The sequence below is a fragment of the Gemmatimonadaceae bacterium genome (genome assembly GCA_035606695.1).
In the GTDB taxonomy this organism is placed as follows: Bacteria; Gemmatimonadota; Gemmatimonadetes; order Gemmatimonadales; family Gemmatimonadaceae; genus JAQBQB01.
The window spans coordinates 36,119-53,735 of sequence record DATNEW010000041.1 but is presented as its reverse complement, the minus strand read 5'-3'; the positions used below and the strand labels follow the sequence as shown (position 1 = coordinate 53,735).

At 64.7% G+C, this 17,617-nt stretch carries 15 protein-coding genes; 5 read left to right on the top strand and 10 right to left on the bottom strand.

Annotation, left to right across the window (positions count from 1 at the left end; translation table 11 throughout):
- The first annotated feature begins 46 nt into the window (after nucleotides 1-46).
- Both dut and VN706_22015 read left to right on the top strand, forming a co-directional pair.
- Nucleotides 47-559, top strand: a complete 513-nt coding sequence (dut, locus tag VN706_22020; GenBank protein HXT18324.1) for a dUTP diphosphatase — start codon at nucleotides 47-49, stop codon at nucleotides 557-559.
- Nucleotides 560-1,259: 700 nt separating this feature from the next.
- On the top strand, nucleotides 1,260-2,045 hold the full coding sequence (locus VN706_22015) for a CPBP family intramembrane glutamic endopeptidase (GenBank protein HXT18323.1): 786 nt from the start codon (nucleotides 1,260-1,262) through the stop codon (nucleotides 2,043-2,045).
- Between the two features lie 83 nt (nucleotides 2,046-2,128).
- Here VN706_22015 and VN706_22010 read toward each other — a convergent pair whose 3' ends face one another.
- The 10 genes from VN706_22010 to VN706_21965 form a co-directional block, all read right to left on the bottom strand.
- A complete protein-coding gene (locus VN706_22010) occupies nucleotides 2,129-2,875 on the bottom strand; it encodes a HEAT repeat domain-containing protein (GenBank protein HXT18322.1) in 747 nt (248 codons plus the stop codon).
- Between the two features lie 11 nt (nucleotides 2,876-2,886).
- The gene (locus VN706_22005) at nucleotides 2,887-3,621 is read right to left on the bottom strand and encodes a HEAT repeat domain-containing protein (protein ID HXT18321.1); all 735 of its coding nucleotides are present in this window, start codon (nucleotides 3,619-3,621) and stop codon (nucleotides 2,887-2,889) included.
- Nucleotides 3,618-5,009 (bottom strand): HEAT repeat domain-containing protein, encoded by a 1,392-nt coding sequence (locus VN706_22000; GenBank protein ID HXT18320.1) that lies wholly within the window; start codon nucleotides 5,007-5,009, stop codon nucleotides 3,618-3,620. The genes VN706_22005 and VN706_22000 overlap by 4 nt, the downstream gene beginning before the upstream one ends.
- A gap of 10 nt (nucleotides 5,010-5,019) precedes the next feature.
- Complete coding sequence (locus VN706_21995) at nucleotides 5,020-5,871, bottom strand: hypothetical protein (GenBank protein HXT18319.1); 852 nt, start codon at nucleotides 5,869-5,871, stop codon at nucleotides 5,020-5,022.
- Nucleotides 5,868-6,428, bottom strand: coding sequence for a sigma-70 family RNA polymerase sigma factor (locus VN706_21990; protein ID HXT18318.1), 561 nt, complete (start codon nucleotides 6,426-6,428; stop codon nucleotides 5,868-5,870). Before VN706_21990 ends, VN706_21995 begins: the two co-directional genes overlap by 4 nt.
- A 41-nt stretch (nucleotides 6,429-6,469) precedes the next feature.
- Nucleotides 6,470-7,501 carry a nitronate monooxygenase gene (locus VN706_21985; protein ID HXT18317.1) on the bottom strand — a complete coding sequence of 344 codons (1,032 nt, stop codon included), beginning with the start codon at nucleotides 7,499-7,501 and terminating at the stop codon, nucleotides 6,470-6,472.
- Nucleotides 7,502-7,704: 203 nt separating this feature from the next.
- A complete protein-coding gene (locus tag VN706_21980; GenBank protein HXT18316.1) occupies nucleotides 7,705-8,949 on the bottom strand; it encodes an SGNH/GDSL hydrolase family protein in 1,245 nt (414 codons plus the stop codon).
- Between the two features lie 18 nt (nucleotides 8,950-8,967).
- Entirely contained in the window at nucleotides 8,968-10,377 is a 1,410-nt protein-coding gene (locus tag VN706_21975; protein ID HXT18315.1) for an outer membrane protein transport protein, read from the bottom strand.
- A gap of 155 nt (nucleotides 10,378-10,532) precedes the next feature.
- Nucleotides 10,533-13,376, bottom strand: coding sequence for a hypothetical protein (locus tag VN706_21970; protein HXT18314.1), 2,844 nt, complete (start codon nucleotides 13,374-13,376; stop codon nucleotides 10,533-10,535).
- A 78-nt stretch (nucleotides 13,377-13,454) separates the two neighbouring features.
- Nucleotides 13,455-13,640, bottom strand: coding sequence for a hypothetical protein (locus VN706_21965; GenBank protein HXT18313.1), 186 nt, complete (start codon nucleotides 13,638-13,640; stop codon nucleotides 13,455-13,457).
- Nucleotides 13,641-13,766: 126 nt separating this feature from the next.
- Between VN706_21965 and tilS the strand changes: the two genes are divergently transcribed.
- From tilS to ftsH, 3 genes are read left to right on the top strand one after another with little or no spacing between them, the layout of a single operon-like run.
- Nucleotides 13,767-15,071: a tRNA lysidine(34) synthetase TilS gene (tilS, locus tag VN706_21960; protein HXT18312.1), complete on the top strand. Its 1,305-nt coding sequence runs from the start codon at nucleotides 13,767-13,769 to the stop codon at nucleotides 15,069-15,071.
- Nucleotides 15,072-15,081: 10 nt separating this feature from the next.
- The gene (gene hpt, locus VN706_21955; protein HXT18311.1) at nucleotides 15,082-15,603 is read left to right on the top strand and encodes a hypoxanthine phosphoribosyltransferase; all 522 of its coding nucleotides are present in this window, start codon (nucleotides 15,082-15,084) and stop codon (nucleotides 15,601-15,603) included.
- A gap of 5 nt (nucleotides 15,604-15,608) precedes the next feature.
- The gene (gene ftsH, locus VN706_21950; GenBank protein HXT18310.1) at nucleotides 15,609-17,594 is read left to right on the top strand and encodes an ATP-dependent zinc metalloprotease FtsH; all 1,986 of its coding nucleotides are present in this window, start codon (nucleotides 15,609-15,611) and stop codon (nucleotides 17,592-17,594) included.
- Nucleotides 17,595-17,617 lie beyond the last annotated feature (23 nt).

Below are 17,617 nucleotides of genomic sequence, written 5' to 3'. Positions count from 1 at the left end.
GAGTTGCCCGGCTGAGCAAGGGTGAGCGGTTCGCTAGATTCCGCGCATGAACGACACAAACTCGAGCGACACCGTCGTCGTGGAGCTGCTGCACGACGACGCCCAACCGCCGCGCCGCGCGACCGAAGGCTCGGCCGGTTATGACTTGTGCGCGTACCTGACTGGCCGGCAAGTGAAGTGCTCCGAGGGAGGGCGCGTCTGGGATACTGATCCGTCAGACGGCATCTTTACGCTCGCGCCCGGTGTTGCGGCACTCATTCCGCTCGGCTTCAAGGCACGCCTGCCAATGGGTGTCGAGGCGCAGATTCGCCCGCGTAGCGGAACGAGTTTCAAGAAGGCGCTCCAGATTCCCAACGCGCCCGGTACGATCGACTCGGACTATCCCGACGAATGGATGGTCATCGTTCGCAATCCGACGGCGGCGCATGATATCCGGATCGAGCACGGTGAGCGCATCGCGCAGATGGTGCTGTCGCGCTACGAGGTGCTCGGCATTGCGCAGGGAAGCGTTTCCGTCTCAACGAGCCGGGTGGGTGGGTTCGGCAGTACCGGCCAGTGATCCGTGCAGGATGTCCCTGCATCCCGGATTCGCTAAACACGTCGGCATGGGGCCTGCCTTTAAGTCAGTTTGGGCACACCCACCTACCGCAGCCGAGGAGTCGATGGTGTTCCGCGAAGCAGTACGGCGGTTCGTTCGTGATGAGTCCGGTTTATCGTTCGCTGAGTACGCACTGTTGGCCGCATTGATCGGTGTCGCGATCGCCGCGGCCGTGAAGATCGCTGGTCCGATCATCGTGCATTCATTTCAGCAAGGCACGCAGGGTTTCCAGGACGGAATGGCGGGGGGCTGAGCGCGCGCATCAGCAGATCCTTCCGCGCTACGCGCCTCAGGATGAACAAAGGGGCCGCTGTGGAAATCCACAGCGGCCCCTTTGTTCAGTTTTTCACCGGAACTAGCAGGCTTCCGGCGCTCTAAGCCAGGAAAAGAAGCTTAGCGGCTTCCGGCGATCCTGCCGTTACGAGTCCCGTTAGACAATGGATCACCTCCTCGGATTTGCGGGTTCGACATAAACTCTTGGTCGCGACCTTCGCGACGCACACTCGTACCCTAGTGCGATGAAAACGGTTCCGCAACATCCCGGCTGAACTTCGCATACTTTCACGTACTTTCACGGAACTCCGCGAAGATTCGCGCTCCCTTTCCGCGTTCTGCCGACGTTGCCAGAACTTCCTGGCGCTCCCTTCCGTAAGCTCGAGTAATGACCGCTCCACGAACCGGCGCCGCCGTCGCGACGCGCAAGACATCCTACTTCTCGGTGAGCCGAGCGCACCGCTACAGCGTGTTGTTCGCGTTGCCGCTGCTGCTCGGCTACGAAGCGCTCGCTGCTCTGCTCGCTCAGCCGGGCGCCGAACTTCGCAACGGAGCGGACGTTCTGCTGCGAAGCGCATTCACCGCTGTTGCAGGCCCGCGCGGATCGCTCATTTTCATGGCCTTGATCATCCTGCTCGGTCTCTTTTTCGTCGTCCGAGACCTGCGTGCGAGCCGTGATCGCATTCGTCCGGCGGTGTTTGTCGGTATGCTCGCCGAGTCGACCGCGCTCGCGGCTGCGTTCGGCTTGGTGATTGGACTGACCACAGCGAAGTTGCTCGGCTCTTTGCACTCGTTGATGATTCAAGGCGGCCAGGCGCCCGGCGGCGCGATTGCCCAGATGGGATGGACCACGCGCCTCATGCTCTCACTGGGCGCCGGCTTGTACGAGGAGCTCTTCTTTCGCGTGTTCTTGGTGACCGGCTTGGCGGCGGGAGCGCGCGTCGTACTCGGCACCGGCAAGCGAGTGTCGGGCACGGTCGCCGCGATCATTGGTGCGCTCATCTTCTCGGCGTTTCACTACATCGGACCGTACGGCGACCAGTTTCAGCTGCAATCTTTTACGTTCCGCTTCTTGAGCGGACTCGCGTTCAGCGCGCTGTATCTCGTGCGCGGGTTCGGCATCACCGCGTGGACGCACGCGTTGTACGATTCGTTCCTGCTTCTTGGCGCCTAGTTGTCATCCTGAGCGTAGCGAAGGACCTCTCTCCTCGGCGGAACGGGGTCCTTCGCTCGTCTCACTCGCTGACGATGACCCAGTTAACGCGACTTCAACAGATCCGCGTACAGATTCGCCACCGCGGTAGGCTCTCCCACCTGGCTCAACCAGAAAATCGCGTCGCGCCGCACGCTCGGATGCCTCGACGTGCGAGCGGCATCGATCAGCTCCGCCGTTCCGTCGCGCTTCGCTCGCTGCGACAGGACGAACACGGCCTGCCGGCGCATCTCGTCGTCTTCGGAGTCCGCGGAGGCGTCGTCCAGTCCGAGGTGATGATTCACATCGAATCCCACCCAGTTGAGTGCCGCGCGGCGCACGGCGAGCGGCCGCGCGTCATCGCGAGATACACGTAAGAGAACGTCCCACGGCTCGAATTCGTCCACGAGCACGAGCGGCACGACCGCCTCCTGCGCCACACGGGCCGACGCGCCGTTCACGACCTGCGTGAGCCACGCACCGGCGTCCGCGGCGCTCGCCGTGATCGTGCGATTGGCGCTCGGCGGAACGGGCCCGACGAAGGAACGCAGTCGCGTAACCTCGCCGTCCATCACGGTCACCTCGACGCGCGCGGGGCCATGCACGCAGGGACGATCGCCAAAATCGTTCCGATTGCCAAAGACGTGCGAGATGAATGACCGGCCGTCACCGCACGCCTCGGGCCGGCTCGGGAAGATGACTTCCACGCTGCCATCATGTTCGACCACGCGCGACGCGAGTGATTGCGCGCCAAGCGGCGCCATGGCAAGCGGGGCAAGCGTGGCCGCGAAGGCGAAGAAGAACGGTCGCATGGGTCGGTTCCTCAGCGCGTTAAGATATCTCTAAAAAAGGCCAGCGCCTTCGGCTCGTGCGATTGGCCCAGCCAGAACATCGCCTGCTTCCGCACGTCCGTGTTCGGATCGTGACGCGCCACGTCGATCAGCTTGTCGACGGCGGCGTCGTCGTGACGCTGCGACAGCACGAACACGTATTGCTTGCGCAGTGTTTCCGACGTCAGATCGTGGTCGAGCGCAATGAGGTCTTTCGTCGGGGCGTCGGATTGCCCGAACCAGAACAACGCCTGCTTCCGCGACGAAATCGTGGCGTTCTCATTGCGCGCCAGCTGCGCGAGCTCCGCCCCGACATTCGCATCGGCAAGGGCGGCCGCGCTCACCGCTTTGTCCGCGCTCGTTCCGCCGATCCCGACTGCAACGGTCAGGAGATAGCGGGCCACTTCGTCGGCCGGTACGTCGCCGAATTGCGTAGCGCCGTCAGTGCGCGGCCGGCAGGCGACGCACGATCGAATGCTCACGGTCTGACCGTCGCTGCGGCCGATCGTGACCCGTACCGGTCCGTGCACGCACTCGTACGAGTTGTATCCGCCGCCGCGCGTCGTCCAGATACTGCCTCGGCCGTCGCCACACACGTCGGGGCGCGACGCGAACGTCATCTCGATCGTGCCTTCGCGAACGGCATCCACTCGACTCGCCAGCGATTGGCCAAGGAGCGGCGCCGCGGCCAGGGATGCGGCCGCGGTCAGAAGCCCAAGTCGAATCATTTGCGGATCAGGTCGAGGAGAAACTGCCGCACGCGCGGGTCATTCTTCTGCCCGAGCCAGAACAACGCCTGCTTCCGCATGTCGATGTCCGAGTCGTTCTTCGCGATGTCCATGAGCTTGTCCACGGCGGCTGCGTCGCTGCGCTGGCTCAGAACGAAGATCACCTGGCGGTGCATCTCGTCGTCGCCTTTCGACTGATCGTAGATGGTCTGCAGCATGTCGATCGACGTCGAACGCCGCTGGCCGAGCCAGAAGAGCGCCTGCTTGCGAGTCTCGACGTCGTAGGCCTTGTCCTTGGCGACGTCGAACAGCCATGCCGCGGCCTCGGGCGACGAATGCTGGCTCACCGCGAAGATGATCTTGTTTCGGATCTCGGCGTTTTGAGACTTCTTGAACAGCGCCTTGAAGTAGTCGAGATCGACGATGCTCGACTGACCGAGCCAGAAGATCGCCTGCTCGCGGACGTCGTCGGACATGTGCTCGTCCTCGGCCGCCCGCTGGAGCGCGGCGCGGGCGCGTTGGTCGTGCGCCTGCTGCGAGAGCGCGAACAGCGCCTTCTTGCGCAGCTCATCGTCCTTGGATTGGAAGACGATCGAGTCGAGCGCCGGGATGGCGACGTCGGATCGCGTCTGCGAGAGCCAGAAGATCGCATCGCCGCGCACGTCGGTACTCGGGTCGTTGCGTGCGACCTCGAGCAGCGTCGACGCGATATCGTCGCCGCGTTTCTGCGCGAGCAGGAACACCGCTTTTTTCCGCGCGTCCACGCGGCACTCGTCGCGCTGCTTGAGGACTTCCTTGAGAATCGGCACGGCCTCCGCGGACGACATCGACAAGAGCCCGTCGAGCGCGGCCATGCGCATTTCCTCATCGGCCTGTGAGCCGCAGCTGCCCGGCTGCCGAAGGGCTCCGGCGGCGCTCGCCACTTCACCCGCCGCCTTCGCATCGCCCAGTGACGCCTGCGCCGAACGAATGTTGCTGTACAACTCCGTCGCATCGCCGGCCATCTTGGCGTCTTTGCCGTAGATGTTGTTGTATCGATCGAGCGCCGCCCGCGCGTCGGCCAGATCGGTCGGGCTCCGGCCGTCGCGCCCGAGCTGAAAGAGCGACCACGCGCGCCAGTAGAGCGCATCACCCGCCTGCGGCGCGTCCGGATACCGATCGACGAGCTGCTGCAGCATGTTCGCCGCTTTGCGATACTCGTGCGAATTCATGAGCTGCCGCGCCGTGCGGAAGAGCGAATCCGCGGGATCGGCAAAGTGCTCGGCAACGGGCAGCGAGATGACCGACGCCGTCGATCGTACGCGACGGCTGCTTTGCGCTCCGGCGCGCGCCGTGGGCGCGAACGCCCCGGCTGCGAGCACGAGAGCAGGGAGTAGAATCTTCTTCATCGCCGATTCCTCACATATGCGCCGCGGGCGTCGCGGGCATGGTGCTGCGCAGCTTCGTGATGACGCCGCGCTGGTTGATCGATTGCTCGATGAGCTCGAGCTCTTCGGGATTGTTGGTGCCGCGCGCCGCGTATTGCGCGATCTGCGCGATGATGAGATCGAGATCTTCGAGCAGGCGTTTCATGACCGGATCGTCCGCTGCAGCAGACGCTTCGAGCAAGCGGGTGGTGCTGAGGAGCTCGCGCGACCACTGCGCGATTTGTGCGTCCATCTCGCCGCGCTTGGCCGACGCGCGGAAGGTGGTGATGAGCGCTTCACTGCCCGCGAGATGGCGAAGGACCACCAGACGGTAGGCCAGGTTCTGCTCCGTGCTCGGTGCGGCCGCCGCGTTCTCCGAGTTCGCGTAATTCCCGCCGCTCCAATTTGCCGGCGTTCGGTTCAGCGATGGCTCAGCTAGCTGCGTGCGCGGCGTCGCGACGGCGAGCCGCCGCACCGCGGCGTCGACTTTCCTGGTTTCCTCGTGCAGTTGCGTGACGACGGTATCCGGATGCGCCGTCGCGGCCGCAGAATCGCGCGGCGGATTTGCCGCCACGGTCGTCGCCTGCGGGACGTGAATCTCGGGACTCGTGCTCCGCGTGGAGCGACCGATCGCGATACCCACCGCCAGCACCGCCGCGGCAGCCACGCCCACACTCGGCCACAGCCACAGGTGGCGTCGACTCGCCGACGGAGTCACGACCGACGGATTCCCGCGTCGCGCCGCGGCGATTGCGTGCCACATTTCGTCTCGCGGAACGACGCCGGGTGTGTTGTAGTCGCGCGCCGTCTGAATGAGCAGTTCGTCCATTTGATCGTCGTTCATGCGATGTGATCTCCAGCGAAGGCCGCGAGCGCCAGTCTGAGCTTGGCGCGTGCGTCGAACAGTCGAGCTTTCGAGGTGCCCACGGGAATGCCGAGCGCGCCGGCGATCTCCTCGTGGGTGTAGCCCTCGACGTCGTGCATCACGAACACCGGTCGCAGCTTCTCCGACAGCGCGTCGATCGCGGTGTGCAGGCGAGCCTTGAGGTCCCACGTCGGACCCTTGGGCTCGACCGCCAGCGCCGGCGCGTCGTCGATGTTGTCCATGCGGCCGTGAATGCGTTTCACCTTGCGTAGTCCGTTCAGCGCCACCGAGACGGCAATCGTGTGCAGCCAGGTCGCAAGCGAGGAATCGCCGCGGTACTGGTTGAGCCGCTCGAAGACGCGGATGAAGGTTTCCTGAGTGAAGTCCGCCGCCAGATCGCCGTCGCCCGCCATCCGGTACATCAGCCGATAGATCCGATCGACGTGCGCGTCATACAGCTCGCGCTCCGCGTTCGGCTCGCCGGCAAGGCACCGTGTGATGAGGTGTCGGTCGAGAAGGCGTGGATTTTCCGTCACAGCTGAGATAGCGATCGTAGGCCTACGAGGTCCGGAACCGTCTAAGAGACACGGTTCGCACCGGGAGGGTTGGGTTCTGTTCGGTGATCGGCCGCCAGGGCCGCCGCGAACTCATCCACGATCTGCCGCACCGCCTTCACGCGATGAATGCCCCCCACGCTCTTTCCCGCCTGCCAGTATTCCTTGGCCCCGGCCGAGGACAGCGACGACTGTTTGAGCCGCCGCAGCGACGTCAGCGCGTAGTAGGTGCGCATCCAGTGCTTCATCTTCGGATGGCGGAGCATGTACCGGGCGATCGGGCCGGCGCGGGTCCCCAAGTGGCGCACGTAGTCATTGTTGATCACGGCCACCGGAACGCCGGTCAGGCGCTCTGTCAGGACGATGTCCTTCGGGTCGGCGTCGACGATCGCCTGCTTGTAGTCCGGGTGGGCGAGGCACTCGTTCGTCGCGATGAACCGGGTACCCATCTGCACGCCGGCGTAGCCCAGGTCGATCATGCGGCGGAAGGTGCGCGGATCGCCCACGCCCCCGGCGCAGATGATGGGGAGGCCAAACGGCAGCAGCTCATCGTACAGCGTTTCAGGCGACTTGGGCCCGGCGTGGCCGCCCGCCACGTTGTTGACGGCGATGAGGCCATGCACGCCGCCGTCGACGGCTTTGCGCGCCCACTTGGCTTCGGTCACGTCATGATAGACGATCGCGCCGACGGAGGCCGTCCGGTCGACCACCCAGCGCGGGTTGCCGAGTGAGGTGACGAAGAACCGGACGCCTTCTTCGAGCGCGATGTCGATCCATCGCTCGACGCGCTCGCGGTACATCTTCGACGATTGCTCGATGAGCGCGTTCATGCCAAAAGGGCGGGGCGTCAGCTTCTTGATCAGCCGTAAGCCTTCTCGAAAGTCGTGGCCGTAGACGTAGGTCATCGACACGGGCTGCACGATGCCGATGGCGCCGGCGTCCGAGGCGGCGGCGACCAGCTCGGGATTGGAGCACGGGTACATGGCGCCGCAGATGATCGGGAGATCGATCCCGACTTGCCGAGTAAAGGCCGTCTCGTAGCGCAGCGGGCTCATGTTGATAACAATATGCTAAAGAAGATGAGTGGAGTGTCCGTAAGTTCAACTAGTATAATTAATACCAGCGAGATCACAAATATTATCGCCCTGTGTACACGGGGCTTGTCGGCGAGCCGCAGCACCTTGAATGACAACGGGGCGACCCGAATCTCCGGATCGCCCCGTTCAGACTTCCCATGACTCGTTGACTACGCCGAAGCCTACTGCACGTGCACGAGCGACGTGCCGTACTTCGCGTTGATCACGTCGATCAAATGGTTTGCGATCAGCACGTGCGCGGCCGCGGCGGGATGCACGCCGTCCAGCGAGAAAAACTGTCCAAATGGCGCAGTGGTGCTGGTCAGGTTCGGGAACGCCGGAACCGCATTCGCCTTGCGAAGGCTGTCCAATACCGGACTGGCGTCGAAGTATGCGAAGCCGATGCTGTCCGCCTTGGCCTTGATATAGGCGTTGTAGCCGTTGATGGTGTTCGCGACCGTCGCCTGCTCGGTGATGTCGAGAATGCCGGGATCGCCCGGATCAAGCGCGCCGCCGCCGGCCACCTTCTGACAGAAGACGATGCCCGTCGCCGGAGCGGGCCGGGTCTTGTAGGTGGGCAGGGCGTTGAACGCGAGCAACGCACCCGCGTTGGCGCCGGCGCACGTCACCGGATCGATCGTGAGCTTGACCCCCGCAACTTGGTCCGCCGCCGCCTTTGCCGCCGCGTTCTGTTGGAGCACACCAACCTGGAACAGCACCGGTACCTCGGTGACCTGTACTACGCCGATCAGCACACCTTTGAGGCCGGGTGCGCCCGCGACGAGCTGATCGATCATCGCCTTGTAGTTGGTCGTAAAGGTCGGAACCGGTGTCGCGGCGCCAGGCGTGCCGCCAATCGCGGCCGCCAGGATGTCGTTGTTGCCAACCCAGACCGTGGCGAACGTCGGCTTGTTGTCCAGCGCCTTCTGCACCATCGACTCGCCGCCCAGGATGATCTGCACGAGCGGATTCTTGTTCTGCAGCAACGTGTCGGCCGGGTTGCCGATGGCGATCGGATCGAAGGTCGTGATGCCCGGGACGGCGACGTTGTTCAGCGTCGCCGTCGCCGAGGCGGCCGTCCGGAGCGCGCACGAGGTGCTGGTTGACGTGGCGCCACCGACGCGCGCGCCCGTCAGCAAGTTGGCGATCGGCGGCGGGCAGCCCGGCGCGGCGAGCGACGGAATCGCGAACCGCGTGTGCATCTGATTCGCGAGCAGCACCGCGTAACTCTGATGCTGCGTGGAATCGTTGATTCCGCCCGACTGAAAGCCGGCCGTGATGCTGTTTCCGAGCGCCACATAGCTCGTGAAAATCGGGTTGTTCGGCTGCGGTGCGAACAGCGTCGTGTCGCTGTGGCAAGCGGCGACGAACGCGCCAACCGCGCCCAACAGAAGGGCGCCGCGAGCGATAACGTGCGTGCGTGACATCGTCGTTTCCCCTGTGGGTTAGAAGTTGGCCTTGAGCGTGAACGAGACGATGTTCGCCGACAAATCGAACACGCCCGAGTTGAGTTGCGCGGCGGTCTGGCTGGCGTTTATCCGCTCGACGATGCGGCCGCGCGAACCCGACGTGGCCACACGCGCATACGACGCATCGAGCGTCCACATCTTCCACAGTGGAATGCCCGCGCCGATCGTCCAGTAGGTGCGGTCCTGCTCGGGCAACAGCGGCGTCACGGTCTCAGGCGGCGCGGCGCTCGCGACACCGGCGAATCCCGCGCGAAGCTTCCACCCCTCGCTCGGAATCGTGTACTCGGCGCCCAACCGAATGGCGGACGAGTTGTTGTATTGCTCGATCAGCGTGCGGCTCGAGTTGAGAGCCGGACCCTCGAAGTTCACGGGCAAGGCGTCGAAGCGCTTCCAGCCGACGAACGCGTAGTCGCCCTCGAGGAGCCAGTTGCGATACCCCGAGTAGGCAACGCCGGCCTGAAACTGCGCGGGATGCGTGATCTTCGTGTTCGCCTTCTGCGCGACGAGCGCTCCGCCCGACTGGAATTGCGGGCCGACGAGCAAATCGATCGGTGTGCCGGCCGGAATCGTTGTCTGCTGCGTGGGGCCGGGCAGCGTTCCGCCGACGATCAAGCCCGTCTTCACCTGGTCGAAGGTTGCGTCGGCATTGTCGTACTTCAACTCGAGTGGCGAAAGGAACCGCGCACCGACCGACCAATTCGGGTTGATCTGGCCCGATACGCCAAGCTGCACGCCGAAGGCGGTGGCGCTGCCCTTGAGGTGCGCGCGGGCGAACTCAGTCGGTGTCGCGACGCCGATATTCGCGAACGTACCACCGGTTGGCAGCGGCTGCGCCGACAGATCGACGGCCTGGATCAATTCCACCGTCGAATGTCCCCAGATCGGGCCGCCGCCAACGGACCACTTGCTGTTGATCTGCCAGGCGACGTTGGGCTGAATGTAGAACGTCTGCAACGACGCCTTTTCGGCCTCGAACCGTCCCGGGAAATCATTCGCCCACTCCGACGTGAGGCCGTAGGGCACGTACCCTCCGACGCCCCACGCCAAACTACTGCCCGCCTTGTGATAGTTGACGAAGACGTGCGGGACGAACGCCGTCGGCTGGATTGCGTTGAACTTTCGAAGGGTCGTGTCCTGCGTGAACGAGCCCTTGAGCGCGACGAACGCGCCGCCCGCCGTGACGTTCCATCCCGTCAGCGACGTCGCGGCCGCTGGATTCCAGAAGATGGTCGATGCATCGCGACACGGCGATGCCGCAACGGCGAAGGCCCGGCCGATCGCGCACGAGCCGATCTCGTTGAGGCCAAACCCTTGACCGAGCAACGTGGCGGGAACGAGGCACGCCGCCGACGCAAAGAACAACCGTGTGACACGGTGAACCATCATCGCGCTTCCTCCTGATTGTGGCGCAGTCGCCCAATCCGGCGACGGAGCCGGACGTTCGGGAAGCGGGAAATATAGGATGAACCTGCTGCTGTGTCGCTGGTGCGTCACGGTTCGGCTTCGGCCGCACAGTCACCGCGTGCGCCCATACACGCCGCTTACGGCGTGAGCACGAGGCTGGCGTAGAGGCTGAAGCGATGGCGGAGCGGGACGTCGAGCGACTCACCGCCTCCGACGACGGCCCGCGCGGCCGGTGTGCCCACCGCCTGCATTTGCGGGACGTTCACCGTCCACTCGGCGCCGGCGACGCGGTGCCATGTGGCGAATCGCCGATCGGGCTCGGTGGCGCTCCCCTGCCACCAGTACAGCGCGAGCGGATTTTCGATAAGAGAGATTTTATATGCAAATGCTGATGTCCCCGTCGCGACGCCCGTCGGGAGCACCGGCATGGGCACGCGCTGGGTGAGCAGCGCCGGATCGAGAATCGGCGAGACGGAGCCGCCGAGCGCCATGCGCTCGAACGCGGGCGCATCGTCGCTCGTGAAGCCGTAGGTGGCCGCGGCGGCGATGCGTACCGGAACGAAGGTGCTGGCGGTGAACCCGACAGTTGCGACGTTGCGATCGAACCGCGAGTCGAAGCTGCGTCCCTTCGTGATGTTGGCGCTGAACGACTCGGACGTATTCCAGCCGATGCCGCGCTGCGTGTACGAACCGCTGCCCTCGACGATGAACATCGTCCGCGACGTGACGACGCCCGAGACCAGGCGCGACGACGTGGCGAACGCGCGCGCTCGGGCCGTCGAGGCGTCGAACTGCGCTTGTGCATCGAGTCCGACGAGTGCGCCGGCGGTGACCGCATCCAGGTTCGAGGCCGGAGGCGAGCCCGTCTCCGTGCCACTTGGCGACTGCCGCGCGTCGAAGACCTCGGCGCGAATGAATGGTCGCGTTCCCCGCCACGTTGCGTCGAGCGCGGCACCGTGCCACGAGGCGCGATCGCCCACGCCGAACTTTCCAATCAGCTCGCCGCGTCCGATGACGTCGACGTTCGTGATGCCGAGGATGCCGACGGCGCCGTCGGCATCCTTGCTGCCGGTGGGGAACCAGCGCGAAATCCGCGGCCCAAGGCCAAAGGGCCGCGGTCGCGAGACGGCGCCGGAATCGAATGGCGGGCGTGGCTCCGCCGCGATGCGCGCCGCGGGCGCGAGGCGGCGATCGGACGCGACGGTCACCGTATCGATCGCACCCCGCGTGGCAATGCGTCGGAGATCGTAACCGCGCGAATACAGCGAGAGGAACCAGATCGAGCTGTCGGCGGGATTGAATTCGGGCGCAACCGCCGCGCCCGTGACGTGGGTCAAGGTCCGAAATCCGCGGAACGCACCAATTTCGTATGATATGAGATCTGGAATGCCGCTCGAGTCGGACGTCGCGACGATCGTCGTTGGACTCGTCCACGTTCCATCGTAGACGTTTCCATGATGAGTGATGCCGATCGTCTCGGAGTGGTGGTACGTCGTATCGAAGGCGATCAACTCCCAGCGTCCATCGGAGTTGAGCGACACGAGCACGCGGCCGCCGTCCGGCGACACGCGCGGGTGGTAGAAGGTGAATCGCGGTGTTCCCGTGAGTACCACGCGTACGCGCCCGCTCTCGAGATCGACCACCGCGACGTCACACCATCCATGCACACAACGCTCGGCGACGGCGGATCGGCCGTCGGGCATCGGATCCGCGTTTCGGACGGCTGCGCCGTGCGTGATGCGCTTGACTGATTGCTTCGCCGGGTTCCAAATGTAGAGATCGGGACGCGTCGTGCCGTCGCCGATTTGCGTCTCGCGCGATAGCAGGATGCGTCCATCCTTCAGGAAGCGCGGATTGTCGTACGGCGCGCCCGCCCTGGCTTGCAGTGATGCGAGGACGCGCTTCGGCGGAGGATAGATCGTGCGAGCGGGAACGTCTTCGGGATCACGCGCCAGGAGCAGCGAGTCGTGTTTCGCCCGACCCGTGTCCGGTTGCGGCGCCGTGCTCCACACCACGACGCGCGATGGGCGGTTCGGCGCCCGCATGACGAGTGCAACACGTTTGCCGTCGCGTGAGATGGACGGATCGCCCGTCTGCCAGGCGAGGCGCTGCACGACCTCGCCCGTGTCGCCGGGAAACGCGGCGCGAAGGTGGCGCGAGATCTCGAGGGCGTTGCCCGTCAGCTCGGTCGTGAATCGACCATACAGCGCGCGCGGACTCTCGCCGTAAACGCCGATGAATGCGTCGTCGAACGTTCGCAGCTGCCGCGCGCTCATGCGGCGCCATAGTGCGACGAGCGATGAATCGCCTTGCCGCTGCGCCAGCCATTCCAGGAATGCCGAGCCGGCGAGGTATGCGAACTCGCCGCCGTTGAACGAGCCGAATCCGTCGAGCTGTTCGTACCGCGGAAGCGCGCCCTCGAGTGCCCACTGTCGCAGAAACGCGGGTCGCCAGACGCCATGCGGTCGTCCCGAGCCCGTTGCTTTGCCCTCGGCGTAAGTGGCGTATCCCTCGATGACCCACCGCGGCGCGTTGACGGGAATTGGACCGAACTGAATCGGAATCAATCGCGTCAGGAGTCGCGTGCGCGGATTACGCGACGGCCGTGAGAGATGAGCAATGTGCGTGAACTCGTGCGAGAGGAGCGTTTCTCCCCAGCCGCGGAACTCGCCGACGTCTTCGCGGGGATCGGGCGCGACCGCCCAGAGATTGATCACCGGCTCGTCGATGAACGGATACGCGAATCCGTTCGACAGATCGTACGGATCGTCGACCACGACCTGTGTTCGCTTGGGCGGCGCATATCCAACGATCGACTGCACGACATCGTGGATCGCCTCGGCGCGCGTGGCGAGGCTGCGCGTCCACTGCTCGAGATCCGCGGGATAGTGAAACGCGAAGTGGGCCGTCTCGATCGTGCTCCACGGCAGCCAGGTGCGCATCGTGTACTGCGCGCGCGCCGGCAATGAGATTGCCGCCAAAAGAAAAAGGACGGGGAAGCTCCCCGTCCTCGACAAGACACGCATGACGACCGACGCTCCGCGTCGAATCAGGCCGAACTAAACGCGCGACGTGTTCGGCTCGTCGCGGCGATCGCCCAGCCGGTCCATCACCCACGTCGCCGGAATCATGAACAACGGCGTGAGGAAGAAGCCGAGCAGGGTGTTCAACCAGATCAGCGCGATGTAGAAGCATCCGAGAGCGATGCTGACCCAGAGCGTGCCGAGTGGACCGTGTGTTTCCAAGCGAGTGCTCCTGAAGCTCGTCGAACCAGAGAAGACGCAACGCGCCGACCGCAGAACAGTATAGTGGGCTCCGTTCTGCCGTTCCAGTGGACCGACCCGCGCGAATCCCTCGGCTATCTTTCGAGGGTGAGCATTCGGGAAACGTCATCCATTCGTCAATCCGTGCGCGCGGCGTTCAATTCGCATGCACGTGTCGTTCTCGCCGTGTCGGGCGGCCTCGACTCCATGGTCCTGCTCGATGCCGCAGCGCACGCGGTGCCGCGCGACCGCTTGATCGTGGCCACCTTCGATCATGGCACCGGCGTCGCCGCGGCGACGGCGCGCGCCGAAGTGGAGCGCCGATCTGCCTCGCTCGGAATTCAGTTCGAGACCGATCGCGCCGTCGATGCGCTGCGCACCGAGGCCGAGCTGCGCGAGGCGCGCTGGGCCTTTCTGCGTCGCGTCGCGACCGAGCGTGAGGCGGTCGTCAGTACGGCGCACACCGCGGACGATCAGGTCGAAACCGTCCTGATGCGCACCTTGCGCGACGCGGGGGCGCGAGGATTGGCCGGCTTGTTTGCGGCAAGCCCGCATCTGCGCCCGCTGATCAGAACGTCGCGGCGCGAGGTCACGGCGTACGCGCGTGCCGAAGGACTGCAGTGGGTGGAAGATCCGTCGAACATGTCGGCGGACTATTTCCGCAACCGTGTACGACACGATTTACTGCCGGCCATGCGGCGCGCGCGGCCGAACATCGAGCAGGAATTGGTTGGCGTGGCGCGCAAGGCAGCCCGTTGGCGCGCCGACGTCGAAGCGTATGTCGAAGAGCTCGGGATTCGCATGCGGGAGGCGGGCCGTGGCCTCGATATTCCGGCCGCGGCGCTCGAGTCGCGGCGGGAGGTGGAAGTCGCTGTGCTGTGGCCGGCGATTGCGGCGCGCGCCGGAGCGATTCTGGATCGCCGCGGCGTCGAACGACTGGCGGCGTTCACGCGCCTTGGTCGTGTCGGCGCACGAATTCCGCTCGCCGGTGGTTGGGAAGTTGTTCGGTCGCGTGACGCGTTCCAATTGCGGCCGTCGGATATCGAGGCCGTAACGCCGGCGGCGCTCGAGCTGTCCAACCAAACGAACTGGGGCGACTGGTCGTTTCGGCGGCACCCCGACGCTACGGAACGCGATGATTCATGGTCGGCATGGTTGCCCGCCGACGAGCCGTTGGTGGTGCGGCCGTGGCAGGCCGGCGACTCGATGGTCGTTTGCGAAGGTGCGGAGCCGCGAAAGGTGAAACACTATTTGTCGGATGCGGGTGTGACGGGACACCAACGGGCGGGGTGGCCCGTAGTGCTGGCAGGGGATCGCATCGTGTGGATTCCCGGAGTGCGCCGCAGCGAGGCGGCGACCGCACGGCCGGGCCAGCCGGGTTTACCTTTCATCTGTGAATACATCAACCGCTGATCCACGACTGATGGGACGTACGGTTCGCCGTATCGTCTACACGAAAGAACAGATCGCCGAGCGCGTCCGCGAAATGGCCGCGGAGATCACCGGCGCGTATCCGGAAGGCGAGTTGCTGGTGCTCGGGCTGTTGAAGGGAAGTTTTATTTTCTTGAGCGATTTGGTGCGTGAGATCGGTCGGCCGCTGCAGGTCGACTTTCTGGTGGCATCCAGCTACGGGGATTCCACCGTATCCAGCGGGAACGTCCGGTTGTTGTACGATCCGGAGACCGAGCTCGAGGGGAAGCATATTTTGCTCGTTGAGGACATCGTGGACACCGGCCGGACGTTGAGCCGGCTGATGGACCTGTTGCAGGCACGGAAACCGCGTTCGGTGGAGATATGCGCGTTGCTGCATAAGCACATCGCGACCGAGCTCCGGTATCCGACGCGGTTCATCGGGTTCGATGCACCCAACGAGTTCCTGGTGGGGTATGGGTTAGATCACGCCGAGAATTTTCGGCACATTCCGTATATCGCGAGCTTGCAGTAATGCCAGTGCCAATTTCTCCAAAGAACGGCAACAAGAAGGAGTTCAGTTGGGGCCGGTTCTCCAAGACCCTGTCCTTCTGGATTCTCATCCTGCTCATCCCCGTCGTTCTGATTCAGCTTTCGGGCAATCGGGACGGGGCGACGAAGCAGATCACGTACACGCAGTATCGTGACGAGCTCGAGCACGACAACATCGCGAGCGTCACGATCACCGCGGGCAAGCTCGTCACCGGCAAGTTCCGCAATCGCGTGACGGTCGGAACGCAGGGTGAGGCGCGCAACTTCACCGTTCGCCTGCCCGTCGAGAATTCCGAGTCGGAAGTCGCGGCGCTGAACGCCAAGGGTGTGGCGATCGAAGCCAAGGACGCGAACATTTCGTGGCTCGGCACCATTCTGAACTTCGTGCCGTGGCTGCTGCTGATTGGCTTCTATCTCTTCCTGTTCAAGCAAATGCAGGCGGGGGGCAACAAGGCCTTTTCTTTCGGGAAATCGAAAGCGAAGCTGCTCACCGGCGACACGCCAAAGATCACGTTCGCCGACGTAGCGGGCGCCGACGAGGCGAAGCAGGAGCTCCAGGAGATCATCGAGTTCCTGCGCGATCCGCAGAAGTTCACGAAGCTCGGCGGACGATTGCCAAAGGGCGCCTTGCTCGTTGGCCCGCCCGGAACGGGTAAGACGCTCCTCGCGAAGGCGGTGGCCGGCGAAGCCGCGCGACCGTTCTTCTCGATGTCGGGCTCCGACTTCGTCGAGATGTTCGTGGGTGTGGGCGCGAGCCGCGTGCGCGACCTGTTCGAGCAGGGCAAGGCGCATGCGCCTTGCATCATTTTCATCGACGAGATCGACGCGGTCGGCCGCCATCGCGGCGCCGGCCTGGGCGGTGGTCACGACGAGCGTGAGCAAACGCTCAATCAGCTGCTGGTCGAGATGGACGGCTTCGAGTCGAACGACGGCGTCATTCTGATCGCCGCCACGAATCGGCCCGACGTGCTCGATCCCGCGCTGCTCCGGCCTGGCCGCTTCGATCGCCAGATCGTCGTCGACGCGCCCGACCTCAAGGGGCGCGAAGGCATTCTCAAGGTGCACCTGCGCAACAAGCCGATCGCCGACGACGTGGAGATCACGACGCTGGCGCGCGGGACGCCGGGCATGGCGGGCGCCGATCTCGCGAACCTCGTCAACGAAGGCGCGCTGCTCGCCGTCCGTCGCGGTCATGAGAAGATTTACATGGTCGATCTCGAGGACGCGAAAGACAAGGTCATGCTCGGGGCCGAGCGGAAGTCGATGGTGATGAAGGAAGAGGAGCGTCGCCTGACCGCGTATCACGAGGGTGGCCACGCCATCTGCGCCATGCGCGTCGTCGGCAACGATCCGCTGCACAAGGTGACCATCGTACCGCGCGGGCGTGCGCTGGGGCTGGCGTTCACGCTGCCTGAGGATGATCGCGTGTCTGTCACGCGCCAGCAGCTCGAGGCGCGTCTCGTCATGGCGTATGGCGGCCGTACGGCGGAAGAGCTCATCTTCGGCCACGATCGTGTGACGACAGGCGCGGCGAGCGACATTCAGCAGGCGACGTCGATCGCGCGGCGGTACGTCACGCAGTGGGGACTTTCGGACGCAATCGGCCCGATTCTCGTGGGCGACAACGAGCAGGAGCTCTTCCTCGGCCGCGAGATTCAGCATCGCCGAGAAGTGTCGGAGCAGACGGCGCAGATGGTCGACGCTGAAGTGAAGGCGCTGATCAAGCGCACGTACGACATGGCCAAGGCGACGCTGCAGGCGAACATCGACCTGCTGCATAAGGTTGCCGCGGCGCTGCTCGAGCGCGAGACGTTGACGCGCGACGACATCGAAATGCTTTCGCGCGGCGAAACGCTGCCGCCGCGTACGTCGGGCGCGGGTCCGCTTCCGGCGCCTGTCGCGCCGGCGCCGGTGGTCGAGCCACGCCGCAGTCCGCCGCCGCTGCTGGGCGGACCGGAGCCGAGCCCGGCGTAGCGATGGGCGTTGGGCGCTGGGCG